Genomic DNA, 23,857 nt, shown 5'->3' on the forward strand with positions numbered 1-23,857 from the left:
CGGACCACGGGGCGCGACGAATGGCTGGCGACCGATCCGATCCAGCCAGACGAGGTGAGCACCATGTCCCGATCCACCACTGCGTCCAAGACCAGCCCCGTGCGCGTCGCGGCGGGAGCCGTGGGGGCGGTGTTCCTCCTGGTCGGAGTGCTCGGCTTCGTCCCAGGCATCACCACCGGCTACGACGACCTGACCTTCGCCGGGCACCACTCCAGGGCGATGCTGCTCGGCGTGTTCTCGGTGTCGGTCCTGCACAACGCCGTGCACCTGCTGTTCGGGGTCGCCGGCCTGGCGATGTCGCGCAGCGCCGGTGCCGCCCGCGCCTACCTGGTCGGCGGCGGCGCGATCTACCTGGTCCTGTGGCTGTACGGGCTGGTCGTGGAAGAGGCGAGCGCGGCCAACTTCGTCCCGGTCAACAACGCGGACAACTGGCTGCACCTGGTCCTCGGCGTCGCAATGATCGTGCTCGGCGTCGTCACCACCCGAGGCCGCGGCGCTTGAGTCGGCGTAAAGCCGCACCCTTGATGGCGCGCCGCGGCCGGGCACGCGGTCCCGGCGGCCCTGCTCCCGTGGCGCACCGGCGCGGACCACGCCGATACGGTTGACCCGTTCGTGTCCGTCCCAGCCGCCTGGAGCACGTCCTGACCGCCATCCTCTTCGGCCTCGTCGTCCTCGCCGCGATGCTCGTGCTGCACGGCTACCTGTGGTTCCGGCTGGTCCGCGCCACCACCGTCGCCGGGCGGGCGCGGCGGCGGCTGACCGTGCTCACCGTCGTCCTCGCCGTGCTGCCCGCGGCCGCCGTGATCGGGCGCCGCGTGCTGCCCTGGTCCGCGCAGGTGCCGCTGGACTGGGTCGCCTACAGCTGGCTCGGCCTGGCGCTCTACGCGTTCCTGGCGCTGCTGGTGCTCGAACCGATGCGCTGGCTGCTGAACCGGCGGCGGCGCGCGATGCCCGCCGCGTCCGGCCCCGGTGCCGTGGAGGCGCCGCCGGACCCGTCGCGGCGGCTGTTCCTGGCCCGCTCGCTGGCGCTCACCGCCGGGGCTGTCGCGGTCGGCACCGCGGGCACCGGTGCCGTGCTGGCCAACTCCGCGCCCGTGGTGCGCCGGGTGCCCATCGCGATCGCCGGCCTCGACCCCGCGCTGGAGGGCTACCGCATCGTCACCTTCTCCGACGGGCACCTGTCCACCACCTACGGCGGCAGCCGGTTCGAGCGCCTGGTCGAGACGGTCAACGCCCAGCGGCCGGACGCCGTGGCCATCGTGGGCGACCTGGTCGACGGCGAGCTGCACGAGCTGCGCGAGGACGTCGCCCCGCTGGCCGACCTGGTCAGCGAGCAGGGCGTCTACTTCGTCACCGGCAACCACGAGTACTTCGTCGACACCGAGGCCTGGCTGCGGCACCTGCCGACCCTCGGGGTGGACGTGCTGCGCAACGAGCGTGTCCCGCTCGGCCGCGGGGGCGTGACCTTCGACCTGGCCGGCATCGACGACCGCACCGCCGCGCGCTCCGGACTGCCCGGCCACGGCGCGAATCTCGACGCCGCGCTCGACGGCCGGGACGACAACGTCCCGCTCGTGCTGCTGGCCCACCAGCCGGTGCAGGTCGAACAGGCCCGCGCGGCCGGCGTGGACCTGCAACTGTCCGGCCACACCCACGGCGGGCAGCTCTGGCCCTTCGACTACGCCATCCGGCTCGACCAGCCGGCCGTCGAAGGCCTCTCCCGCCACGGCGACACACAGCTCTACGTAACGGCCGGCGCGGGCTACTGGGGACCCCCGATGCGCATCGGGGCGCGCCCGGAGGTCACGGTCATCGAGCTGACCCGCGGCTGAGCCCGGCCTACGCGCACTGCAGCACGAGCCAGCTCCGGTCCCAGGCCCGCGCGCGGTCAGGGCGTTCCGAGAGACAATCCGGGAGCACCGCCGAGCGGGGTGCGGTGCGGACCTCAGCCACCGAGCGCGCGCGCCTTCGCGACCTGCCGTCCCCGTTCGGAGTCCGGGAAATGGTCGAGGATCGCGCGGAGTTCGGTGGCGGTGACGTTGGCTCCGAAGGCTTCCGAGCCGGGTTCGAGGCGCACGCCCTCGGCCAGCGGGCCGGCGGTGACCGGGTCGAAGCCGAGCGCGTCGACCAGTTCCGCGACCGCCGCGACGTCCGCCGGGTCGTCGCCGGCGATGGCGATCGCCTTGCGGTCCGGGGTTCCGGTGGGGCGGGCGCCGTCCTCGAGGTCGTGGTAGCCCATGTGGTTGAAGGCCTTCACGACACGAGCACCGGCCACAAAGGACTGCACGGTCTCGCTCGACGAGGTGCGCGGGTCGTCGAGGTCGTCGCGGATGCCGTCGACCTCCCACCAGTAGTTCATCGCGTCCACGACCAGCTTGCCCGCCAGCGCCGCGACGGGCACGGTGCGGTACTTTCCCAGCGGCAGCGCCAAGATCACGACATCGGCCTCGGCAGCCGCCTCCGTCGCGGTGGTCGCGATCGCGCCAGGCGCGAGGACGTCGACGGTCAGCGCGATCTTCTCCGGAGCGCCCGAGCCGGCGATGAGCACGCGGTACCCGGCCGCGAGCGCGAGCCGCGCCAGCACCGTGCCCACCTTGCCGGCGCCGAGGATGCCGATGGTGGTCATTCCGCCTCCGACAGGATGTCGCGAACCATCGGGATCACCTTGGTGCCGTACAGCTCCACCGCCCGCAGGCGCGCGCTCGCCGGCTGCGAACCGCTGCTGTAGATCATGTCGAACCGGCCCACGCCCAGGTCCGTCACCGCGCGGGCGATCTTGCGGGCGACCGTCTCCGGCGATCCGATGTAGAGCGAGCCGTGCTCGATCTCGGCGTCGTACTCCTCGCGGCGGATCGGCGGCCAGCCGCGCTGGCGCCCGATCCGGTCGCGGATCACCCGGTACCGCGGCCAGAACACCTCGCGGGCCTGCTCGTCGGTGTCGGCGACGAACCCCGGCGAGTGCATGCCGACCGGGTGGGCGGTCGTGCCGAACTCCCCCGCCGCCCTGCGGTACAGGTCCAGGTACGGCGCGAACCGCTTCGGCGGGCCGCCGATGATCGCGAGCATCAGCGGCAGGCCGTAGTGCGCGGTGCGGACCACCGACTGCGGCGAGCCGCCCACCCCGACCCACGTCGTCAGGCGCCCCGACTCCGTCTTCGGGTAGACGTCGGCGTCCTCCAGTGGCGGGCGCAGCGTGCCGCTCCAGGTCACCGGCTTCTCGTCCAGCAGCCGCGCGAACAGCTCGATCTTCTCCTCGAACAGCTTGTCGTAGTCGGCCAGGTCGTAACCGAACAGCGGGAACGACTCGGTGAACGAACCCCGGCCGAGGATCACCTCGGCGCGCCCGTTCGACAGCGCGTCGACCGTGGCGAAGCGCTGGAACACGCGCACCGGGTCGTCGGAACTGAGCACGGTCACACCGGAGGACAGGTGGATCCGCGACGTGCGGGTGGCGATGCCGGCCAGCACCGTCTCCGGCGAAGAAACCGAGTACTCCGGGCGGTGGTGCTCGCCGAGCGCGATCACGTCCACGCCGATCTCGTCGGCCAGCACGGCCTCGTCCACGACCTGCCGGATCGCCTGGGCGTGCGACAGCGGACGGCCGTCGTCGTCCTCGGGCACGTCGCCGAACGTGTCGAGCCCGAACACCAGATCAGACATCAGAAGGCTCCTCCGTGAGCGCCAAGTAATTGACACGTCAATCTGTCATCACCCGTCATACGCCGGTATGATTGACATGTCAATCAGGAGGTCGGAATGAGTCCAGCACGACGACACCGGGTCCTGCCCACCACCGACGAGCTGCGGGTGTGGCGCGGGTTCATCGAGACCGCGGAGGCGCTGCGCGGCGAGCTCGGCTCGCGGCTGCAGAGCGAGGCGGGCCTGTCCTCCGGCGACTACACGGTCCTGCTCGCCCTGAGCGAGGCGGACGGGCAGCGGCTGCGGTCCTCGCAGCTGGCCGCCGACGTAGGCTGGGAACGCAGCCGGCTGTCGCACCACCTCGGCCGCATGGAGCGGCGCGGCCTGATCCGGCGGGAGAACTGCGCCACCGACAGCCGCGGCGCCGAGGTCGTCCTCACCGCCGAGGGCGCGGCCGCCTTCCGCGCCGCCACGGTCCCCCACCTGACCGCGGTGCGCGAACTCTTCGTCGACGCGCTGAGCCCCGACCAACTCGCCGCGGCGGGCGAGATCGCGACAGCGCTCAGCGAGCGAGTGTCCGCCCGGCGCGGGCGCCGCCCATGACTGCCTGGAGCGGCGCGGCCTGATCCAGCGGGAGAACTGCCCCACCGACAGCCGCGGACCCAGCCCGCACTCGCCCGCCGCGGCGGGCGAAATCGCAGCGGCACTGGGCGAGCGGCTCGCCGCCCGTCGCGGGCGTCGCCCGTGACCGCCTGGTAGCCAGTGATCAGGCGGCGGGCCCCGCACAACGAGGGCGCCCACCCGTGACTGCCTGGTAGTCCCGGTCCCAGGCAAGAACAGTCCTGCCACGACGCGCGCCGCGGACGTTGACTGGGGTCATGCGCACCACTGATCACGCAGCGGCCGTCGTCGTCGGGGGGTCGCTCGCCGGCCTGATGGCCGCCCTGGGCCTGGCCAAGTTCGGCATCTCGGTGACGGTCCTCGAACGCTCCGGCCCACAGCCCCGCAGCGGCGCGGCCCTGGGCGGCGCCGAGAGCAACCTGCACCGGCTCCTCGGCCCGGACGGCCTCGCCGGCCCCGAGGCCACCGCCGCCGCCCTGGACGGCTCGCGCCTCCACCTGCAGAGCTGGGCACAGGCGCACGACCTGCTGCACCGCGCCGCCGAGGCGGACCCGCACATCGACCTCGTCCACGGCGCCCGCGTCGTCGAGGCCGGCCAGGACGCGACCTCGGCGTGGGCGCGCACCGCGGACGGCGCGATCCACCGCGGCGATCTCGTGGTGGGCGCCGACGGGCACCGCAGCGTGATCCGCCGCGCCGTCGCCCCCGAACGCCCCGACGCGACCTTCGCCGGGTACGTCATCTGGCTCGGCATCGCCGAGGAGCCGGAACTCGACCTGGAAGCCTGGCCGCCCGGCATGGACATCTTCGACGCAGGCACCGACTGCCTCCTCGGCTACCCGCTGGCCGAGTCCGCGCCGCCCGGACGCCGCCGCCTGGGCTGGGCCTGGTTCGACCCGCGCCGCAACGACCTGCTGCGCGCCACCGGGTGCGTCGACGGCGACGTGGTCCAGCACTCGCTGCGCCCGGCGGACCTGCCGGCGAGCCTGATCGCCGAACTCGACGCCGAGGCCGCGCAGTGGCCGGCGGCGTGGCGGGAAGCGGTGCGCGCCTGCCTGCGCCGCAGCGGGGTCACCGGCACCCCGGTCGCCGAATACGTCCCGGACCGGCTCGTGCGCGGCCGGATCGCGCTGGTCGGCGACGCCGCGCACGTGTCCACCCCGATGACCGGCCGCGGGTTCGGGGTCGCGCTCACCGACGCCGAAGTGCTCGCCGACGAGGTCGCCAAGGCCGTGGCCGAAGCCCACGCCGACGCGATCCCCGCCGCCCTGCGCAGCTACCAGGAACGCTCGCTGGGACGGGCGCGTGAACTGGTCGAGTCCGGACAACGGTTCAGCCGCTCGTTCGCCGGCTGAGCAGTGCGCATCGGCTGAAGAGGGCGCCTCAGGCGGGCGGGTCGAGGCGGATGCCGGCCAGCTGGGTGGCCTGGGCGACCAGGCGGCCGCGGCTGTCCCACACCAGGCACACCTCGTCGACGCGGTTGCCCTCGATCAGCTGCGCCTTGTGCAGCACCCGCACCGGCCCGGGGGCGGGCAGCGCACGCACGTAGGCAGTCAGCTCCAGCGTCGGCACCCAACCGGTGAGCGCGATGTCCAGCGTCGCCGGCGGGAAGGCGTCCACCGCGTAGAGCAGGGACAGCGGGTCGAAGTCCGCGCCGCCGGGCAGGCCCAGCCAGCCGCGCAGCACGCCGGCCCCGCTCGGGGCGCCCCGGCCGAAGCCGAGGTCCTCGGGCTGGATGCGCAGGTCGACCTGGTCCATGATGACCGGCCCCGGACCACCCCCGGCCGGCCCGGTGACCGGCACGCAGTCGGCGTACTCGCGCCCCTCCGGCTCGGGCATGCCCTCGCTCCAGTACGGCTTCGACTCCGCGTCGAGCGCGCCGAGGGTGAACATCGCCTCCACACACGGCGTGCCACCCTGGGTCAGGCGGGCCCGCACCTGGCTCGCCGAACGGCCGGTCCGCAGCACCTCCACACCCAGCTCCACCGGACCCGGCTCCGGCGCACGCAGGTAGTGCGCGCTGGCCGCGAGCACGTCGCGGTGCGCCCCCGAGTAGGTCGCCGCGCGACCGAGCATCGCCAGCAGGTAGCCGCCGTTGGGCTTGCCGCCGATGGTCCACTCGGGGTGGGCGGCGGCGGTGAAGCGCCCCGGGGCGACCTCCTCGACGCGGCTGACGTCGGCGAAAGTGGTGGTGGCTTGGTCGGTCACGCTCGGTTCCTTCGGTGCTGGTGCGTTGGCTACCCGCAGCCTCGCACACACCGCCCGCGTGCCGGCAACGTCACGCCCGTCACGCGGCCGGTCCGTGCCGGGTGGCCAGGCCCGCCTCGACGAGCTGCTCCATCACCCGCCACACCTCGTCGGCGTCCAGACCGGTGAGGCTCGCCAGGTCGTCGACGGGGTACGGCCCGGCCCCGTGGCGGGCGACGACCTCCAGGATCGCCTCGACGACCCCAAGGTCGTGGTCGGACGGGCTGGGGTGCGGTTCCGGTTCCTGCGTCACCCCACCAGCCTGATCCGCTCCCGGCGCGGCGACCACGGCCGTTGGACCCGGTACCTGAGGTGACCTTGGTCATCGCCGCATCGCGGGGCCGCCCCGGCCGAGACCTTTGTGGACACTGCGCTCACCGGTTCACTCAACTCCCCAGAAGTTGAGCCAATGGCTCAGCGGCACCGGGCTGTGGTCGGTTCAGCCAGCATCCGGTTGGACAACTGGCTCACTTTCCAGGGCCGAGCTTCACACATTGGACCTGGCCGGGTTACGTTCCTGCGCCGAACCGGTTCACCTGCACCCCTCCCGACACTGACGTCCAACCGCTCGACGCCGAGCGCTACCACCGGGATGCACTTCATGTCTGACACGCTCGTCCTGGTCAACACCGGGTTCGCGGTCCTCGCGACCGTCCTGTTGATCATCCGGTTCCGGGTCAACCCCGTCATCGCGCTCCTGCTCGGAGCCTCCTACCTCGGCCTGACCTCCGGCCTCGGGGTCGACGGCACCCTCGAAGCCATCACCAAGGGCTTCGGCGATCTCATGGCGGAGATCGGATTGCTGGTCGCCTTCGGGGTGCTCACCGGCTCGCTGCTGCAGCGCTCGGGCGCCATCGAACGGCTCATCGAGACGCTGCTGCGCCGCGTCGGGCCGAAACGGATGCCGTACGCGGTCTCGCTCAGCGTGGCCACCGTGCTGCAGTCGATCTTCCTCGACGTCCTGGTCGTGATCGTCGCGCCGCTGGCCCGCGGGCTGGGGCTGCGCGGCGGCAAGGCGGGCACGCCCCGGATGATCACTGCGATGGCGATCGGCATGGAGGTCGGCGTCGTCATGGTCGTGCCGGGCATCGCGGCGCTGGCGCTGGCCGGCGTGCTCGGCGTGCCGCTGGGCACCATGCTGCTGTTCGGCATGGTCGTCACCATCCCGACCACGCTCATCTCTGTCGCCGTCATGCAGTTCGTCTTCCGCCGCGGGTGGTGGGACGAGACCAAGGACGAACAGTCCGCAGCCGAACCGTCCACTCCGGACACTGCGGCGACGGGCGGAGCCGCGGTCACGACCAGGACCGCCACGCGCAGCCAGACCCGGCTCGTGGTCCTGTTCGCCCCGGTGCTGGCGGCCCTGCTGCTGATCGCCCTCGGCGCCGTCCTGGACATCGCCGAGGTGCGGATCGCGCCGCTGGCGTTCGTGTGCAGCCCGGTGATCGCGCTGCTGCTGGGGCTGATCGGCACGATCCTGGTCACCCGCCACGCCGTGGGCAAGTCGGCGATGGACGAGGCGCTGCGCACCGGGTTCCGGGAGAGCGGCCAGATCCTCATCCTCAACGGCGTCGGCGGCTCGCTGGCACTGACGATCAAGAACATCGGCCTCGGCGACATCCTCGGGCAGTACTTCTCCGCGAGCACCGCCGTGCCGTTGCTGCTGGTCTGGGCGGTCGCGGCGATCCTGCACGTCGCCGTCGGGTCGGTGTCGATCTCGGCGATCACCGCGGCGGGCATCCTCGCCCCGCTGGCCCCGGTGATCGGGCTGGAACCCGTGTGGATCGCGCTGGCCGCCGGCGCCGGGTCGCTGTTCGCCATCCACGTCACCAGCAACACGTTCTGGTTGCTGCAGTCGCTGACCGGCCTCACCACGCGCGGCACGCTGAAGACGTTCTCCGGCGGCGTCTCGGTGGCCTCCGTCGTCGCGATCGCGGTGATCATCCCGCTGTCGATGGTGCTGGGATGATGCGCTCAGCGGCGCAGCTCCTCGTGCATCTTGCGGATCAACGGCGAGATGCGGGGCATCAGCCGGCGGCTCAGCACGACCTCGGTGGAGGTCCGCTCGACCCCGTCGACGGCGATGATCTGCTGCAGGACCTCCTCCAGCCCGGCGTTGTCCCTGGCCACCACCCGGCACAGCAGGTCGGCGTCCCCGGCGACAGCATTGGCCTCGATCACCTCGGGGATCCGGCTGAGCCCGTCGAGGGTCCGCTCCAGCTTGCCCTGCGCGAGCTGGAGCCGGACGTAGGCCAGCCCCGAATAGCCCATCGCCGCGGGGTCGAACTGCGGACGCCAGCTGATCAGCACACCGAGGCGCTGCAGTTTGTCCACTCTGGACTGGACCGTCGCCCTGGCCACGCCGAGGCGCCGGGCGTACTCCCGGACGCCCGCCCTGGGCTCCTCGGCGATCAGCCGGAGCACGGCGAGGTCGAGCGGTTCGAACACGGGCGCCACGGAAGTCTCCTTCGACTGCACGGCCAGTTGCCACCAGCTGGCCCGCCGACGGCGGGTCCTGCTGTACCAGGTGCTCACTCTACCGCGAATCAATTGACCCACAGGTCCGTAATCAGGACCCTGATCCCGACCAATCGATCCGAGAGGGAGGACGGCGTGGCCGTTCCCGTACGCGTGGCGGACGTCGCGCCGGTGCCCGCCGAGGTCGTGGCGCGCTACCTCGCGCTGCCCGACATGAGCTGCGCCGTCGCCGACACGCTGGACGAACTGGGGGTCGGCGCCGTGGCCGCCGACGGGTTGCGTGCCGCGCGCCCCGGTGCCCGGGTGTGCGGCCCGGCGGTGACGTTGCGGTACGAGGTCGCGCGGCACGGTTCGCCCGTGCTCGCCGACCGGGACCTCTACCGGCTCGCGCCGTCCGGGGCGGTGGCCGTGATCGACGCCGGTGGCAGCGGGTACGCCGTCGTCGGGGAGATCTCCGCCGGCTGCGCCCGCGCCGCCGGGGTGGCGGGTGTGCTCGTCGAAGGGGCCGTCCGCGACTTCGACGCGCTCGCCGCCGCGGACGCGCTGCCGGTGTGGAGCCGGGCGCGCAGCCCGCGCAACGCCCGCGGCCGTCTCGACGCCGCCGAGCTCAACGGGCCGGTCCGTCTCGGCGGGGTCGCGGTCCTGCCCGGCGACCTGGTCGTGGCCGACGACAACGGCGTCGCCGTCGTCCCCGCCGATCACGTCACCGCCGTCCTGCGGCGCTGCGAAAGCGCCACCGACACCGTCTGAAGGAGTTCCGAGTTGGGACGGACACTGGCCGAGAAGGTCTGGAACGCCCACGTCGTCCGGTCGGACGGCGGGGCGGACCTGCTCTACGTCGACCTGCACCTGCTGCATGAGGTCAACACCCCGATCGCGTTCGACGGGCTGCGCGCCGCGGGCCGCCGGGTGCGGCGGCCGGACCTCACGCTCGGCACCGAGGACCACCTGGTGCCGACGCGGAACCTGTTCGGCCGCATCACCGAACCCGCGATGCGGCGGCAGGCGGCGCTGCTGGCCGAGAACTGCGCGGTGTTCGGCATCGAGGTGTACCGCCGCGGCGACCGCGAACGCGGCATCGCCCACGTCATCGCGCCCGAGCTCGGTCTCGTGCACCCGGGCATGACCGTGGTCTGCTGCGACTCGCACACGACGACGATGGGCGCGTTCGGCGCGCTGGCCTTCGGCATCGGCACCTCGCAGGTCGAGCACGTGCTCGCCACCCAGACCCTGCCGATGACCCGGCCGAAGACGATGCGGGTGACCGTCACCGGCACGCTCGCCGAGGGGGTCACCGGCAAGGACCTCATCCTCGCGCTCATCGCGCGGATCGGCACCGCGGGCGGGCAGGGCCACATCGTCGAGTACCAGGGCAGCGCGATCGAGGCGTTGTCGATGGAGGCGCGGATGACGGTGTGCAACATGACCGTCGAGGCCGGTTCGCGCGCCGGGATGATCGCCCCGGACGACAAGACGATCGCCTACCTGCGCGGGCGGCCGCACGCCCCGTCCGGCGCGCAGTGGGCCGCGGAGGAGGCGCACTGGCGGACGCTGCGCAGCGACGACGACGCGGTGTTCGACTCCGAGGTCGTCCTGGACGGGGACAAGATCAGCCCGTTCGTCACCTGGGGCACCAACCCGGCGCAGGGCGTGCCGCTCGACTCCACCGTGCCGCACCCGTCGTCCTTTCCGGACCCGGTGGAGCGGGCGGCGGCGGAGCGGGCGCTGGCCTACATGGATCTGCGGCCCGGCACGTTCCTGCGCGACGTCGAGATCGACGCCGTGTTCATCGGGTCCTGCACCAACGGGCGCATCGAAGACCTGCGCGCGGCCGCCGAGGTGCTGCGCGGCCGGACCGTCGCGCCCGGGGTCGAGGTGTACCTGGTGCCCGGCTCGGACACCGTGCGCGAGCAAGCCGTGGCCGAAGGGCTGGACGAGGTCTTCGCCGCCGCGGGGGTCGAGCTGCGCACCTCCGGGTGTTCGCTGTGCGCGGCGGTGAACGAGGACCGGCTGCGGCCGGGGCAGCGCGCCGCGTCGACGAACAACCGCAACTTCGAGGGCAGGCAGGGCAAGGGCGCCCGCACCCACGTCGTGTCCCCCGCCGTCGCGGCCGCGAGCGCCGTCGCCGGTCGTCTCGCCGCGCCCGCCGATCTGGAGCAGTGATGGAGAAGTTCACCGTCCACACCGGACTTGCCGCGCCGTTGCGCGCCAGCGACGTCGACACCGACCAGATCATCCCGGTCCGGTTCCTCACCCGGCTGACGAAGGCGGGCTACGGGCAGGACCTGTTCGCCGACTGGCGCGACGACCCGTCGTTCGTCCTCAACCGGGAGCCCTACGACAAGGCGACCATCCTCGTGGCCGGGCCGAACTTCGGCACCGGGTCCTCGCGGGAGGGCGCCGTGTACGCGCTGACCGACTACGGCTTCCGCGCCGTGATCGCGCCCCGCTTCGGCGACATTTTCACCGGCAACGCCTACCAGAACGGGCTGCTGCCGGTCGTCGTGCCGACCGAGGTGGTCCAACGGCTGTGGGAGCTGCTGGAGCGCGAGCCGGCCGCGCCCGTCACCGTCGACCTTGTCGGGCGCGTGGTGCGGGCCGCCGGGATCGAGGTGGGCTTCGAGGTGCCGCCCGACGTCCGCGAACGGCTGCTCGCCGGGCTCGACGACATCGGCCTCACCCTGCGGCACACCGAAGACATCGCCGCTTTCGAATCCCGGCGGCGGCCCGCGCTGCCCACGACCGCGCGCCGGAGGTGACCCCGTGACCATCCTGGCCTTCACCACCGACACCGACGAGGGACACGCGGCGCTGCGGTGGGCACTCGCGAACCGCGAACATCCCGGCGAGGCGCTGCACGTGGTCTTCGCGCACAGCGACAAGCCGAGCGTGCCCGCGCCGAGAGGCTGGCAGCCCACTGCCGCGCTGGCGGACGAACTGCGGGCCGCCGGGGCCGTCCATCACGCCCCCGGCGCGGAGCCGGCCGAAACGACGCTGGCACTGGCCGAGGAGCTGCGGCCCCGCCTGCTGGTGGCCGGCATCCGGCACCGCACCGCGACGATGAAGCTCATCCTCGGCAGCCACATCCAGCACCTGCTGCTCAACGCCACGTGCCCGGTGGTGCGTGAAGGCTTGAGGAGTCTCGGCACTTCCTCGCCGAGGTGCGGTGGCGCGCCGCTCGCGGCGACCTCCCCCGGGCGAAAGCCGCGGGCATCACTGGGGTCGCGCTGTCCGAAGCAGCCGCGGCCCCGCCCGCTCGTGGCGGGGCAGCAGCTGCCGCCCCGCCATGCGCTTCCAATAGGTCAGCGTTCGCTGTACTGTTCTGCCCATGCTGACCTGTGAGACCCGCGGCGCGGCGCTGGCCAGGCTGGGCCGGGCGCTCGCCGATCCCACGCGGTGCCGCATCCTCGTGGCCCTGCTGGACGGCGTCCACTACCCCGGCCGGCTGGCCGGCCAGCTGAACCTGTCCCGCTCCAACGTGTCCAACCACCTGGCCTGCCTCCGCGGCTGCGGCCTGGTCGTCGCCACGTACGAGGGGCGGCAGGTGCGCTACGAGCTGGCCGATCCGCACCTGAAGAAGGCGCTGGGCGAGCTGGTGCACGTCGTACTGGCGGTGAATCCCGGCGAGCCCTGCCTGAACTCCGCGGGCGCCACCGGATGAGCGAGCACGCCGACCACTGCTGCGCCCCCGCGCCGACCGGGCGGCGGGCCGTGCTGTCCCGCCGGGTGCGGCTGCTCGTCGCGGCCACGATCACCTACAACGTCGTCGAAGCCGTGGTCGCGATCTCCGCGGGCACGGTCGCCTCGTCGACGGCGCTGATCGGCTTCGGCCTGGACTCGGTGATCGAGGTCGCCTCGGCCGCCGCCGTGGCCTGGCAGTTCTCCGGCGCCGACCCGGAGGCCCGCGAGCGGACGGCGCTGAAGGTCATCGCGGTGTCGTTCTTCGCGCTGGCCGCCTACGTCACCGTCGAGTCGGTGCGCAGCCTGCTCGGCGCGGAACCGGCCGCGCACTCGACCGTCGGGATCGCGCTGGCCGCGGTGTCGCTCGTGGTCATGCCGTTCCTGTCCTACGCCCAGCGCCGCGCGGGCCGCGAGCTCGGCTCCGCCAGCGCCGTCGCCGACTCCAAGCAGACCCTGTTGTGCACGTACCTGTCCGGCGTGCTGCTGGTGGGCCTGCTGCTCAACTCGCTGCTCGGCTGGTGGTGGGCCGATCCGGTGGTGGCGCTGGTGATCGCCGCGGTCGCGGTGAAGGAAGGCCGCGAAGCCTGGCGCGGCGAGCACTGCTGCTGAACTACTCATGCACGGCCATGGCGATCAGCATCGCCAGGCGCTGCGCCGGATCGTCCAGGTCCAGCCCCGGCACCGCCGCCGTGACGCGGCGCAAACGGTTGCGCACCGTGTTCTGGTGGACGCCCAGCACCGCGGCGGCGCGGCCGAGGTCGCCCTGCGCCTCCAGCCAGGCGCGCAACGTCGGCAGCAGCTCGGGCGCCTCGTGCCCGGCCAGCCGCGCCACCGGACCGCGGGCGGGAATGCGACCGGTCGCCGCGGCCGACCGCAGGCGGTGTAGCAGCACCTGGTGCCAGGATTCGTCGTAGCAGACGGCTTCCCCGCTGCCGAGCCGGTCGTGCAGGGTCAGGCACTCGTCGGACTCCCGGCGCCCGGACGGCAGCTCCGCGACCTCGCACTCCCCGGACACGCCCGCGACGATCCGCAGGTGCGCGGGCAGGCCGGCGACCAGCTGCCGCACCCAGTGGAACGCGGGCGCGGGATCGGCGGCGGGCAGCACGGTGTAGACGGTGTTGCCGAACAACGTGCTGCGCCCGACCCGTGACCACCCGAACCCGGTGGTGGCGCGCTCGAACGCCAGCAGCAGCCCGGCGTTGCGTTCGGCCTCGGTGTGCGCCCGCACCGCGACGACCCGCAGCCCGGACGCGGGCAGGCCCAGTTTCCGGACGACCGCGTCCGCGTCCGGGTCGCCTTCGAGGAGCTGGATGACCAGCTCGGACTCCACCTGCCGTTCGAGGTCCGCGCTGACCCGCCACCGCAGCAGGTGCAGCGCCACCGTGCGCGCCCCGTCGACGAGGATGCTCGCGCGCGCCGCGTCCAGCGGGGCGGTGCACGACACCCACAACGATCCCAGCAGCTCCCGGCCCGCGCGGACCGCGACGACCGAGCGGCCGTGCAGGCCGTGCTCGGGCGCGGCAGGCACGAACAACGGCTCGTCGGACCGCGCGAGGTGGGTGAACACGCCCTGCCGTTCGAACAGGGCCCGCACCCGGTCCGGCACGCGGCGGCCCAGGATCGTGTCCTGCCGCACCGGGTCGGCTTCGCGTTGCTCGCTGGAGTAGGCCATGACCCTGGACAGCTGGTCCTCGATCGTGACCGGCCCGCCGACCGCGGCGGCGATCGTGTCGGCCAGCGCGGACAGGTCGGCCGGGCCGCGGCCGGACTCGGTCTCCCGCCCCTCCAGCACCAGCCCGTAGACCACGCCGGCGACCTGGCTCCAGGACACGCTCGGCTCGACCACGAGCACGGCGATCCCGTCCGCGTCGCGCAGCAGGTCCGGCGCCGGGTCCTCGGTGGTCCGCACGACCAGCACGACCGCCCTGGCCTGCCGCGCGAGCCGGATCGCCTCGGCCACCGTCGGCACGCCGACGGCGAGGAAGATGTCGCCGACCGGGGACTCCTGCCGCACCGGGTCGTGCAGCGCGACGCTGCGCAGCCCGGCTTCGCGGTCGGCGGATCCGCACAGGCGGGCGCCGTAGCTGCCGAGGATCGTGATCAGGCGGTCGAGCTTGACCATGTGCCCACCCTACAAGCACAACCCGGCAAATTGTGCGATCCGGACACCCGGTGACTTCCGCGGGCGGGCGATGCTCGGGGGGAGGCGAAAGTCAGGGAGGTTGCCGGTGGACGAGAGCGCTCAGGGACCACGCTCCGCCGTCGTGGTCGGCGCGGGGATCGTCGGGCTGTCGACGGCGTGGTTCCTGCAGGAACACGGGGTGCGGGTGACCGTGCTGGACCGCACGGGCGTCGCGGCCGGCGCGTCCCGGGGCAACGCGGGCTGGCTCTCGCCCGGGCTGGCGATCCCGCTCAACGAACCGGGGGTGCGGCGCACCGGGCTCGCCTCGCTCGTCCGGCGGGACGCGCCGCTGCACGTGCCGCCGTCCGCCGACCCGGCGCTGTGGTCGTTCCTGCTGCGGTTCGCCGCGCACTGCACCTGGCCGGCGTGGCGCCGGGTGGTGGCCGCCAACCTGGCGCTGAACGACGACTGCCTGGACGCCTTCGACACCCTCGTTCGCGGCGGCGTGGCGGCGGAGACCGTCGAGGCCCCGATCACCGCGGTGTTCGAATCCGCAGGCGCGGCCGCGGGACTGCTGGCCGAGCTGCGGCGCTTCACCGCGGCCGGGGCCCGCGCCGACCACACCGGCCTGACCGCGGCGCAGGTCCGCGCGCGACTGCCGCAACTGTCCGGCCACGCGGGCGCCGGGATCGACCTGCCCGGCCAGCGCTACGTCGACCCGGGCCGGTTCGTCCGGGCGCTCGCGGACTCGGTGCGCCACCGCGGCGGCACCATCCGCGCCGGGTTCGACGTGCGGTCGATCCGCTCGCACCGGCACGCGGTGACGGTCGTGTCCCGCGACAACGTGAGCTTCTCGGCCAACGTCGCCGTCCTCGCGACGGGGGCGTGGATCAGCCGCCTGGCCGGGAAACTCGGCGTGCGCGTGCCGGTGCGGGCCGGGCGCGGTTACTCCTTCACGGTGCCCACCGAGACGCCGCTGGCGCAACCGGTGTACCTGCCCACGGTGCGCGTCGCGTGCACGCCCTACCGCGGCGCGATGCGCGTGGCCGGGACGATGGAGTTCCGCGGCCCCGACGACCCGCCCGACGAGCGGCGCGTGGAGGCCATCGTGCGGTCCGCGGCGCCGTTCTTCGAGGGCGTGCGGTGGGCCGAGCGCAGCGACACGTGGGTGGGCCCGCGGCCGGTCAGCAGCGACGGGCTCCCGCTCATCGGCGCCACCGCCGAGCCGGGCGTGTACGTCGCGGGCGGGCACGGCATGTGGGGACTCACGCAGGGGCCGGTCACCGGGAAGCTGCTCGCCGAACAGGTCGTCACCGGCAAGCAGCCGGAGTCCCTGCGGCCGTTCGACCCGCTGCGGTGAGCCATGGGAACCACCGAGGACCTGGAGTTCCTGCGCGCGGAGAACGCGCTGCTGCGCGTGGAACGGGACATCCTGCTGCGCGTCGCGGCCGGTTTCGCCGACGACGCCAACGCCACGCTGCTCCGGCGGCGCACCGCCGCCCGGCCGAACGAAGGAGGTAACGCGATGGACACCGTGTGGCTGACCGAGGAGGCGTACGCGCGCCTGAGCGCGGAGCTGTCCGCGTTGCGCGGCCCGGAGGACGAAGATCCGGAAGACCGGGAAATGGCTCTGCGGCAGCGAAAGGCGCGCACGCGCGAGCTGGAGGACCTGCTGCGCCGCGCCGTGGTCGGCCAGACACCGCCCGACGACGGCGTCGCCGAACCGGGCATGGTGCTGACGGTCCGGTTCGACGACGACCCCGAGCCGGAGACCTTCCTGCTCGGCGTGCGCGACGGCGCGGGCGACGACCTGGAGGTGTACTCCCCCGGCTCGCCGCTGGGCCGCGCCCTGACCGGCGCCCGCCAGGGCGAGACCCGCACCTACACGGTGCCGAGCGGCGCGACGGTGCGGGTGACACTGCTCCGCGCGGTGCCCTACGGCCGGCACTCGGCCTGAGCGCTCAGACCGGGTGCCGGTCACCGCTGCGGGTGCGGCGCGGCGTCAGCGTGGAGCCCCATCGCCGACGGTCGCGGCGAGCCAGCGTTGCCAGGAGCCGGCGCGGTCCTGCGGATCGCCGGTTTCGCCGTAGTGGTGGTCGCTGACCGCGATCGGCAGGCCGACCGCGGAGCGCTCGTGGAAGCGGACCAGCGCGTCCGGCGTGCGCAGGCCGACGAACTTCGCGGTCACGTAGTCCACCTCGCCCTCCAGCGACGGACCGCCGGGCAGGTCGATCTTGACCGGGGAGCCGAGCCGCGCCGTGCCGAGCGCGCGCAGCAGCCGGTCCCAGCCGCCGGGCGCGGGGGCCTCGGCCTCCGCGTAGGTGGCGGGGCGGCCGCGGAAGTGCCGCAGGTACTCGCCGAGCGTGAACAGGTACATGTCCCAGCCGCTGCTGGTCATGCCCTCGTACTCGTCGTCCCAGTCGTCGCCGAGGACGCCACTGTGGACGAACCGGAGCACGCTGGTGCCGCCGTCCCTGCCCTCGATCAGGTACTGGAAGGCCTGCGTGCTGCCGTCCGGGGCCTCCGGGGTGCGGACGAACAGCCGGTGCGGCGGGCTCCACTCGGCGACCTGGGCGCTGTCCGGGTCGATCTCCATCGGCATGAACCAGGCCGCCATGCCCGGTCCGGTGGCGATCGCCTGCCACACCTCCTCGGGTGACGCCGGCAGTTCGATCTCCTTGGGCAGTTCGAATTCACGCCCCATCGTTCGCCTCCTCGGTACGGGTCATCGCGGGATGGATCGCCAGCACGAGCCGGTGCCTGCGCCCCCGGGCGGCGGTTTCGTCGTGGTACTTGGCCACCAGTCCCGCGACCGCGTCGGACAACTCCTGGGTGAACGCGGCCCGGTCCGCCGCGCTGGCGAAGCGGACCTCGCCGTCGAGCGCGAAGGTCGCGACCCGCTTGCCCGCCTTCGCCCCGGCGCCGATCAACGCCCCGACGTCCTGCACGAGGCGGGCGGCCACGGCGAGCAGCCAGCGGGCGGAGAGCCGGTCCGGCGCGCGGCCCGGGTCCGGCGCCACCGGCCCGGTGGCCGACGGCGAGATCACGTACGCCTCGGCGGTCGCGCGCAGCACGCGCTCGGTCATGTTGCCCTTGCGGCGCTCCTCGACCAGACCGACCAGGCCGTGCTTTTCCAGGTCGCGCAGGTAGTAGTTCACCTTCTGCCTGGTGAGCCCGACCTTCGCGGCGAGCGACGACGCGGACCCGGGTTCGGCGAGCTCGTGCAGCAGCCGCGCCCGCACCGGTTCCAGCGCCGCGGCGGCCACGGAGGGCTCGTCTATCACTGCGACGTCCATCATGCCGCCGAGCGTGGCACCGACAAGTTTGTTTGTCAAGACGACCGATGTTGTCGGTTCGGCGACAGGCGTGTCCTAAGCGGACATCAGCGCGGTGATCGCCGGGCCGAAGGCGGCGCCGAGGAGGTAGCAGAGGTTGAGCAGACCGACCGCCGTCGGCCGGTGCTCCTCGGCGACCGCGCCCGCGTACACCGCGAACACCCCCTGCCCGGAGGCCGCCGCCAGCGACCCGGCCGCCATGCCCGCCAGCAGCACCGGCGTCGCCTCGGCGAAGGAAATCACCACCGTCGCCGCGGTGGCCGCGCCGATCAGCAGCGCGGTCACCACGCCGGGGCGCATCCGGCCGGACGCCGCCACCACCAGCCAGGACAACGCGCCGCCGAGCAGGTAGGGCACCACCATCACGGTGCCGATCTGCGCGGGCGTCCAGCCGGTGTGCCGGGCCAGCAGCGTGGGTGCGGCGTACAGGATGCCGAAGTTGACCACGGCGAGCGCCAGCCCCACCCCGCACAGGCCGAGGAACCGGGGCGAGCGGGCCAGCGCCGCGGGCAGGAAACCGTCCGGCCGGGCCCGCAGGCGCACGATCAGCAGCAGCACGGTGACCACGGCGGCGACCGCGGCGGGCGCAGGCCAGTGCGGGAGGGCCACCAGGGCGGTGACCAGCGCGGTCACCAGCGCCGCGCCCGGCACGTCGAACCGGGAGCCCGGCGGCTCCGGCGGCATCGCGCGCCTCGCGGCGGCAGGCACCGCGAGCAGGCTGACCACCGGCAGCGCGAGCGTGGCGCGCCAGGACGCCAGATCGGCGACGACCTGCCCGGCGAGCGGGCTGACCGAGCCCACCACGGCGAGCGAGGCGGTGACGATCCCCATGCGCCGCGCCGAATCGGCGAGGTTCATCGCCGTCACCGTCAGCCCGGCGCAGCCCAGCGCCTGCGCCGCGCTCCCCACAACCAGCAGCGGCAGCGCCGGCCCGGCCACCACGAGCAGCGCGCCCGCGGCCACGAGCAGCCCGCACACCGCGAGGACGGCGCGGACGCCCCGGCGGGCCAGCAGCCCGGCCATCAGCGGCGTGCCCACCGCGACACCCCAGCCGAAGGCCGTCACCAGCCAGGTCGCCGCGGGGATCTCGACGCCGAGATCATCGGCCACCTCCCCGAGGACGAGGGCCGGTCCCGCGATGCCCAGCGACAGCGGCCCGGCCAGCAGCGCCAGCCACGGCGCGCCCACCCGGCCCGCCCGGGCCGGCGACACCGCCGCGGCGCGGTCCGGCGAGGTCGTCACGACCGGCCCGCCCCGGTCAGCGCCCCGCGCGCGACGGCGGCGAGGTCGTCGAGCAGCGCGGCCAGCGTGGTGCGCAGGTCCGCGTCGCGCAGCACGCCGTCCGGGTCGAACGCGTTGTCCGCGCGGGGCACGCACAGGCGGCGCTCCACCACCTGCGCCCCGATGGCGGACAGCACCTGCCGCAGCTCCGCCTGGGACCACTCGGCGCCGTAGTCGCTCGGGCTCACGCCCGCCACGGCCACCGGCTTGCCCACCAGCACGCCCTCGCCATACGGACGGGACCCCCAGTCCAGCGCGTTCTTCAACTGCCCGGGCAGGCTGCTGTTGTACTCCGGGGTGGCGATCAACAGGGCGTCGGCGCCGGCGATCGCCTCGCGCAGGGCCAGCACCCCCGGCCCCGGCTCCGCCTCGTGGTCTTCGTTGAACGGCTGCACGTCCGCGAGCCCCGTCCACAGGTCCAGTTCCGCGCCCGGCGGCGTCCGCAGTCCGCGCAGCAGGGTGGTGCTGTGGGAGGCGGCACGCAGGCTGCCGGAGATTCCGAGCACGCGGACCGGGTTCGCGTCGTGAGTCATCAGGTACTCCCTCGTCGGGTGGTCGCTGTCGATCCCGACTCTGCGCGGCCGCGCTTACCGTGACCTTTTCGTCCGCTTACGGTCGCCGCGCCCGTAGGCTGGCGGCGTGCGGTTCGGGGTGCTGGGTCCGCTTGAGGTGCGGACCGCCGAGGGGGAGGCCGTCGTCGTCCCGGGGGCCAAGGTCCGGGCGCTGCTGGCCGACCTGCTCATCCACGCCGGCGAGCCGGTCCCCGCGCACCGGCTGATCGAGGACCTGTGGGAGCTGGACCCGCCCCGCGATCCCGCGGCCGCCCTGCAGGTCAAGGTCTCGCAGCTGCGCAGCGCGCTGGAGCGGGCCGCGCCCGGCGCCAGGGAACTCGTGGTGTCCCGGCCCGCCGGTTACCTGCTCGACGTGGAGCCGGACGCGGTCGACGCGAACCGGTTCACGAACCTGGTCACAGCGACACGGGCGGCGGAGTCGCCCGCGGACCGCGCTGCCCTGCTCGGCGAAGCGTTGTCGTTGTGGCGCGGGGACGCCTTCGCCGACTTCGCCGGCGCGCACTTCGCCGTCCCGGCGATCACCCGGCTGCACGACCTGCGGCTGACCGCGCTCGAAGACCGGATCGAGGCGCGGCTCGCGCTCGGCGAGCACGACCTGGTCGCGGGAGAGCTGGGCGACCTCATCGCCGCGCACCCGCTGCGCGAGCGACTGCACGGGTTGCGGATGCGCGCGCTCTACCAGGCCGGCAGGCAGGCGGAGGCGCTGGAGGCCTACGACCGGCTGCGGACCCGTCTCGTCGAGGAGCTCGGGCTGGAACCCGGCGCGGAGCTCGCCCGGTTGCACCAGGCGATCCTGCGGCGGGACCCGGCGCTGGAGGCCGCGCGGCCCGTGCGCCGGCCCGTCACCAACCTCCCCGAACCGGTCACCGACCTGATCGGCAGGGCCGAGGCCATCGACACGGTGTCGGCCCTGCTGGCCGCGGACCGGGTGGTCACGCTGACCGGACCGGGCGGGGTCGGCAAGACGCAGCTCGCCCTGGCCGCGGCGCGCGAGTCGGCGAACCGGTTCCCGGACGGCACGTGGCTGGTCGAACTCGCCGGGTTCGCGCGGTCCGGCGACCGGGACCCGGACGCCGCGATCGCGGACCTCGTCACCTCGGCACTGGGCATCCGGGACGACGCGGCGCTGGTCCTCCCGCCCGCCGCCGGGCACACGCCGCCACTGCGACGGCTCGCGGAAGCGTTGCGGCACAAGCGGTTGCTGCTCGTGCTGGACAACTGCGAGCACCTGATCGCACCGGTGGCGCGGGTGGCCGAGGCGCTGGTGCGCGCCTCCCCCGGCCTCGTCGTCCTGGCGACCAGCCGCGAACCACTGGGCGTCACCGGGGAACGGCTCTGGCCGGTGCCACCCCTGGACCTGCCCGGCCCGGCGGACGCGAATCCGGCCCGGCTGGCGGAATCCAGCGCAGTGCGGTTGTTCGTCGCCCGCGCGGCCGCGTCCGCCCCGGGGTTCGCGCTCCGCGCCGACAACCAGCGCGCCGTCGCGGCGATCTGCCGCACGCTGGACGGGCTCCCGCTGGCCATCGAACTCGCCGCCACCCGGGTGCGGGCGCTGGGCGTGCACGATCTGGCCCTGCGCCTGGAGGACCGCTTCCGCGTCCTCACCGCGGGCAGGCGGACGGCCCCGGCCCGGCAGCGGACGCTGCGCGCGATGATGGACTGGAGCTGGGACCTGCTGTCGGCCGCCGAACGCGCGGTCCTGTCGCGGCTGGCCGTGCACGCCGACGGCTGCACGCTCGCGGCCGCCGAGCACGTGTGCGCGGGCGAGCCGGCGGGCGACGTGCTGGAGGTGCTCGCCGGCCTGGTCGACCGGTCGCTGATCGTGGCCGACACGACCGGGGACACGCGCTACCGCCTGCTGGAAACCGTCGCCGCCTACGGCCGGGAACGGCTTCAGGAGTCGGGCGAGGCGGCGCTGATCCGCCAGCGGCACGCCGGGTACTACGCCGGGTTCGCCGAACAGGCCGCCGACCGGTTGCGCGGCCACGACCAGCGGACGTGGCTGGAACGGATGGACGCCGAGTCGGCGAACCTGCGGGCCGCGCTCGCCACCGCCGTCGGGCAGGAGGACGCCGGCACGGCGTTGCGCCTGGTCAACGCCGCCGCCTGGTACTGGTTCCTGCGCGGCAAGCACCAGGAGGCGCACCGGTGGATCACCCGCGCGCTGGCCGTGCCGGGGAACGCGCCGGGCGGCGCCAGGGCGGAGGCGACGGCGTGGCAGGCGGCGATGGGGTTCCTCACCGGCAGGCACACCGACCCGATGCGGGACAGCGCCGAGGTGCTTGCCAAAGCAGGCGACGCGGCGGCACTGGCCAGGGCGCAGTGGTTGTTCGGGTTCGTCGGGCGCAGCGGCGACCCGGACGCCGCCGCGGCGCTGATCGACCGCGCCGGCGCGGCCTTCCGGGAACTCGGCGACCGCTGGGGTCTGGCCGCGACGCTGTGGGCCCGCGCGGACCAGGCGATGCTGCGGGGCGACCTGGACGCGGCCGCGCGCGTCGGCGCTGAGGCCGCGGCGTTGTTCGCCGACCTCGGCGACCGGTGGGGACAGGTGCAGACGGCGAGCCTGCTCGGCGTGCTGGCCGAGATCGGCGGCGACCACGAACGGTCCGCGCGGCTGCACCGGGAGGCGCTGCGCAAGGCGGAGGAACTGGGGTTGTGGCCGGTGGCGTCGCACGAGCTGTCCCGCCTCGGGCGGCTGGCCCTGCTCGGCTCGGACCACGCCGCCGCGGAGGACCTGTCCAGCCGGGCCCTGCGGCTGGCCACGGAGCACGCCTACGAACCGGGGATCAACCTGGCGCGGGGTGGGCTCGGGATGTCCACCCGCCGCCGGGGCCTGCTCGACGTCGCCGAGGAGCACCTGCGGAACGTGCTCGCGTGGGAGCGCCGCATCAACTACCGGGTCGGCATCGCGTTCGCCCTCACCGAACTCGGGTTCGCCGCCGAGCAGCGCGGCGACGCGGAAGCGGCGTGGTCACTGCACCGCGAAGGGCTGGACGCGGCGCGCGCGACCGGCGACCCCCGTGCGGTCGCGATCGCGCTGGAAGGGCTGGCCGGGGCGCACGTGCTGGCCGGCGAACCGGACCGGGCGGCCTGCCTGCTCGGCGTGGCCGCGGCGGCCAGGGAGTCGGCGGGCGCGCCGCTGCCGGCGGCCGAACGGTTCGACGTGGACCGCATCACCGCAGCGGCGCGCCGGCTCCTCGGCGAAGCCGCCTTCGCCGAGGAGTTCGACCGCGGCAGGCGCGTCCCGCCGTCCGACCTGCCGCTGGATCAGCGGACCACGTCGTAGACCAGCTTCTGGATGCCGTTCGAGTAGGACTCGCTCTCCAGCAGCTTCAGGCCCTGCTTGTCCTTGTCGGTGTCGCTGAACAGCCGCTTGCCCGCGCCGAGCAGGACCGGGAACACCAGCAGGTGGTACCGGTCGATCAGGCCGGCGTCGGAGAGGTTGCGGTTGAGCGTGGCGCTGCCGTGGACGGTGATCGGCCCGCCCTCGGTCTCCTTCAGCGCCGCCACGTCGTCCAGCGACCGCAGGATGGTGATCTCGCCCCAGTTCGTGACGAGTTCCTCCTCCTTCAGCGTGGTCGACACGACGTACTTCGGCATCGCGTTGTAGCGGGGGAACTCCTCGGTCATCCCCGGCCACACCGGGGAGAACGCCTGGTAGCTGACGCGGCCCAGCAGCATCGCGGCGGCCTCGTCCTGCTCGCGGGCCTTGATCTCGTAGGCCGCCGCGTCGAACTCGATGCCCTGGAAGGTCCAGCCGGAGTTCCGGTAGCCCGGCTCGCCGCCGGGGGCTTCGACGACGCCGTCGAGCGAGACGAACGCGGTGGTGATCAGGGTGCGCATGGAGGACTCCTCGGGTTCATCCGGCGGTGCTTTCGTCA

General features: G+C 73.8%; 25 protein-coding genes. 14 read left to right on the forward strand and 11 right to left on the reverse strand.

Annotated elements, in window-relative coordinates; translation table 11 throughout:
- The first annotated feature begins 63 nt into the window (after window positions 1–63).
- Together ABZ215_RS02805 and ABZ215_RS02810 are read left to right on the forward strand one after the other, a co-directional pair.
- Window positions 64–501, forward strand: a complete 438-nt coding sequence (locus ABZ215_RS02805) for a DUF4383 domain-containing protein (protein WP_027936054.1) — start codon at window positions 64–66, stop codon at window positions 499–501.
- Between the two features lie 179 nt (window positions 502–680).
- Complete coding sequence (locus tag ABZ215_RS02810; protein ID WP_354947297.1) at window positions 681–1,832, forward strand: metallophosphoesterase; 1,152 nt, start codon at window positions 681–683, stop codon at window positions 1,830–1,832.
- A gap of 113 nt (window positions 1,833–1,945) precedes the next feature.
- Here ABZ215_RS02810 and ABZ215_RS02815 read toward each other — a convergent pair whose 3' ends face one another.
- On the reverse strand, window positions 1,946–2,626 hold the full coding sequence (locus ABZ215_RS02815) for an NAD(P)-binding domain-containing protein (RefSeq protein WP_354947299.1): 681 nt from the start codon (window positions 2,624–2,626) through the stop codon (window positions 1,946–1,948).
- Window positions 2,623–3,660, reverse strand: coding sequence for an LLM class flavin-dependent oxidoreductase (locus tag ABZ215_RS02820; RefSeq protein WP_354947301.1), 1,038 nt, complete (start codon window positions 3,658–3,660; stop codon window positions 2,623–2,625). Before ABZ215_RS02820 ends, ABZ215_RS02815 begins: the two co-directional genes overlap by 4 nt.
- A 96-nt stretch (window positions 3,661–3,756) precedes the next feature.
- Here ABZ215_RS02820 and ABZ215_RS02825 point away from each other — a divergent pair, with 96 nt between their 5' ends.
- Window positions 3,757–4,242 carry a MarR family winged helix-turn-helix transcriptional regulator gene (locus ABZ215_RS02825; protein WP_354947303.1) on the forward strand — a complete coding sequence of 162 codons (486 nt, stop codon included), beginning with the start codon at window positions 3,757–3,759 and terminating at the stop codon, window positions 4,240–4,242.
- Window positions 4,243–4,517: 275 nt separating this feature from the next.
- Window positions 4,518–5,615 carry an FAD-dependent monooxygenase gene (locus ABZ215_RS02830; protein ID WP_354947305.1) on the forward strand — a complete coding sequence of 366 codons (1,098 nt, stop codon included), beginning with the start codon at window positions 4,518–4,520 and terminating at the stop codon, window positions 5,613–5,615.
- Window positions 5,616–5,643: 28 nt separating this feature from the next.
- On the opposite strand, the gene ABZ215_RS02835 is transcribed toward ABZ215_RS02830, so the two are convergent.
- On the reverse strand, window positions 5,644–6,468 hold the full coding sequence (locus tag ABZ215_RS02835; RefSeq protein WP_237335435.1) for a thioesterase family protein: 825 nt from the start codon (window positions 6,466–6,468) through the stop codon (window positions 5,644–5,646).
- A 79-nt stretch (window positions 6,469–6,547) separates the two neighbouring features.
- Entirely contained in the window at window positions 6,548–6,760 is a 213-nt protein-coding gene (locus tag ABZ215_RS02840) for a hypothetical protein (RefSeq protein WP_354947307.1), read from the reverse strand.
- A 348-nt stretch (window positions 6,761–7,108) separates the two neighbouring features.
- On the opposite strand from ABZ215_RS02840, the gene ABZ215_RS02845 reads away from it, so the two are divergent.
- Window positions 7,109–8,476 (forward strand): SLC13 family permease, encoded by a 1,368-nt coding sequence (locus ABZ215_RS02845; protein WP_354947309.1) that lies wholly within the window; start codon window positions 7,109–7,111, stop codon window positions 8,474–8,476.
- Window positions 8,477–8,481: 5 nt separating this feature from the next.
- On the opposite strand, the gene ABZ215_RS02850 is transcribed toward ABZ215_RS02845, so the two are convergent.
- On the reverse strand, window positions 8,482–8,964 hold the full coding sequence (locus ABZ215_RS02850; protein WP_354947311.1) for an Lrp/AsnC family transcriptional regulator: 483 nt from the start codon (window positions 8,962–8,964) through the stop codon (window positions 8,482–8,484).
- Between the two features lie 156 nt (window positions 8,965–9,120).
- Here ABZ215_RS02850 and ABZ215_RS02855 point away from each other — a divergent pair, with 156 nt between their 5' ends.
- From ABZ215_RS02855 to ABZ215_RS02880, 6 genes are read left to right on the forward strand one after another with little or no spacing between them, the layout of a single operon-like run.
- Window positions 9,121–9,735, forward strand: coding sequence for an RraA family protein (locus tag ABZ215_RS02855; RefSeq protein WP_354947313.1), 615 nt, complete (start codon window positions 9,121–9,123; stop codon window positions 9,733–9,735).
- 12 nt (window positions 9,736–9,747) lie between these two features.
- Window positions 9,748–11,148, forward strand: a complete 1,401-nt coding sequence (gene leuC, locus ABZ215_RS02860; RefSeq protein ID WP_354947315.1) for a 3-isopropylmalate dehydratase large subunit — start codon at window positions 9,748–9,750, stop codon at window positions 11,146–11,148.
- Window positions 11,148–11,744 (forward strand): 3-isopropylmalate dehydratase small subunit, encoded by a 597-nt coding sequence (gene leuD, locus ABZ215_RS02865; protein ID WP_354947317.1) that lies wholly within the window; start codon window positions 11,148–11,150, stop codon window positions 11,742–11,744. Before leuC ends, leuD begins: the two co-directional genes overlap by 1 nt.
- A 4-nt stretch (window positions 11,745–11,748) precedes the next feature.
- Window positions 11,749–12,327: a universal stress protein gene (locus tag ABZ215_RS02870; RefSeq protein WP_354947319.1), complete on the forward strand. Its 579-nt coding sequence runs from the start codon at window positions 11,749–11,751 to the stop codon at window positions 12,325–12,327.
- Window positions 12,314–12,646: a metalloregulator ArsR/SmtB family transcription factor gene (locus tag ABZ215_RS02875; protein ID WP_354947321.1), complete on the forward strand. Its 333-nt coding sequence runs from the start codon at window positions 12,314–12,316 to the stop codon at window positions 12,644–12,646. Before ABZ215_RS02870 ends, ABZ215_RS02875 begins: the two co-directional genes overlap by 14 nt.
- The gene (locus tag ABZ215_RS02880; RefSeq protein ID WP_354711517.1) at window positions 12,643–13,275 is read left to right on the forward strand and encodes a cation transporter; all 633 of its coding nucleotides are present in this window, start codon (window positions 12,643–12,645) and stop codon (window positions 13,273–13,275) included. Before ABZ215_RS02875 ends, ABZ215_RS02880 begins: the two co-directional genes overlap by 4 nt.
- Before the next feature lies 1 nt (window position 13,276).
- Here the strand turns inward: ABZ215_RS02880 and ABZ215_RS02885 are convergent, their stop codons facing one another.
- Entirely contained in the window at window positions 13,277–14,788 is a 1,512-nt protein-coding gene (locus ABZ215_RS02885; RefSeq protein WP_354947323.1) for a helix-turn-helix domain-containing protein, read from the reverse strand.
- Window positions 14,789–14,858: 70 nt separating this feature from the next.
- On the opposite strand from ABZ215_RS02885, the gene ABZ215_RS02890 reads away from it, so the two are divergent.
- Together ABZ215_RS02890 and ABZ215_RS02895 are read left to right on the forward strand one after the other, a co-directional pair.
- The gene (locus ABZ215_RS02890; RefSeq protein WP_345074664.1) at window positions 14,859–16,148 is read left to right on the forward strand and encodes an FAD-dependent oxidoreductase; all 1,290 of its coding nucleotides are present in this window, start codon (window positions 14,859–14,861) and stop codon (window positions 16,146–16,148) included.
- A 3-nt stretch (window positions 16,149–16,151) separates the two neighbouring features.
- Window positions 16,152–16,745: a GreA/GreB family elongation factor gene (locus tag ABZ215_RS02895; RefSeq protein ID WP_354947324.1), complete on the forward strand. Its 594-nt coding sequence runs from the start codon at window positions 16,152–16,154 to the stop codon at window positions 16,743–16,745.
- 45 nt (window positions 16,746–16,790) lie between these two features.
- On the opposite strand, the gene ABZ215_RS02900 is transcribed toward ABZ215_RS02895, so the two are convergent.
- From ABZ215_RS02900 to ABZ215_RS02915, 4 genes are all read right to left on the reverse strand, one after another.
- Entirely contained in the window at window positions 16,791–17,492 is a 702-nt protein-coding gene (locus ABZ215_RS02900) for an SRPBCC domain-containing protein (protein ID WP_354947326.1), read from the reverse strand.
- Complete coding sequence (locus tag ABZ215_RS02905; RefSeq protein ID WP_027936051.1) at window positions 17,482–18,087, reverse strand: helix-turn-helix domain-containing protein; 606 nt, start codon at window positions 18,085–18,087, stop codon at window positions 17,482–17,484. The genes ABZ215_RS02900 and ABZ215_RS02905 overlap by 11 nt, the downstream gene beginning before the upstream one ends.
- Before the next feature lie 72 nt (window positions 18,088–18,159).
- Entirely contained in the window at window positions 18,160–19,365 is a 1,206-nt protein-coding gene (locus ABZ215_RS02910) for an MFS transporter (RefSeq protein WP_354947328.1), read from the reverse strand.
- Window positions 19,362–19,937, reverse strand: a complete 576-nt coding sequence (locus ABZ215_RS02915) for an NAD(P)H-dependent oxidoreductase (protein ID WP_354947330.1) — start codon at window positions 19,935–19,937, stop codon at window positions 19,362–19,364. The genes ABZ215_RS02910 and ABZ215_RS02915 overlap by 4 nt, the downstream gene beginning before the upstream one ends.
- A gap of 106 nt (window positions 19,938–20,043) precedes the next feature.
- On the opposite strand from ABZ215_RS02915, the gene ABZ215_RS02920 reads away from it, so the two are divergent.
- On the forward strand, window positions 20,044–23,262 hold the full coding sequence (locus ABZ215_RS02920; RefSeq protein WP_354947332.1) for a BTAD domain-containing putative transcriptional regulator: 3,219 nt from the start codon (window positions 20,044–20,046) through the stop codon (window positions 23,260–23,262).
- Here ABZ215_RS02920 and ABZ215_RS02925 read toward each other — a convergent pair.
- Entirely contained in the window at window positions 23,244–23,819 is a 576-nt protein-coding gene (locus ABZ215_RS02925) for a dihydrofolate reductase family protein (protein ID WP_020420913.1), read from the reverse strand. The genes ABZ215_RS02920 and ABZ215_RS02925 overlap by 19 nt on opposite strands.
- Window positions 23,820–23,857: the final 38 nt, after the last annotated feature.

This window comes from Amycolatopsis sp. NPDC006131, assembly GCF_040614175.1.
In the GTDB taxonomy this organism is placed as follows: Bacteria; Actinomycetota; Actinomycetes; order Mycobacteriales; family Pseudonocardiaceae; genus Amycolatopsis_E; species Amycolatopsis_E tucumanensis.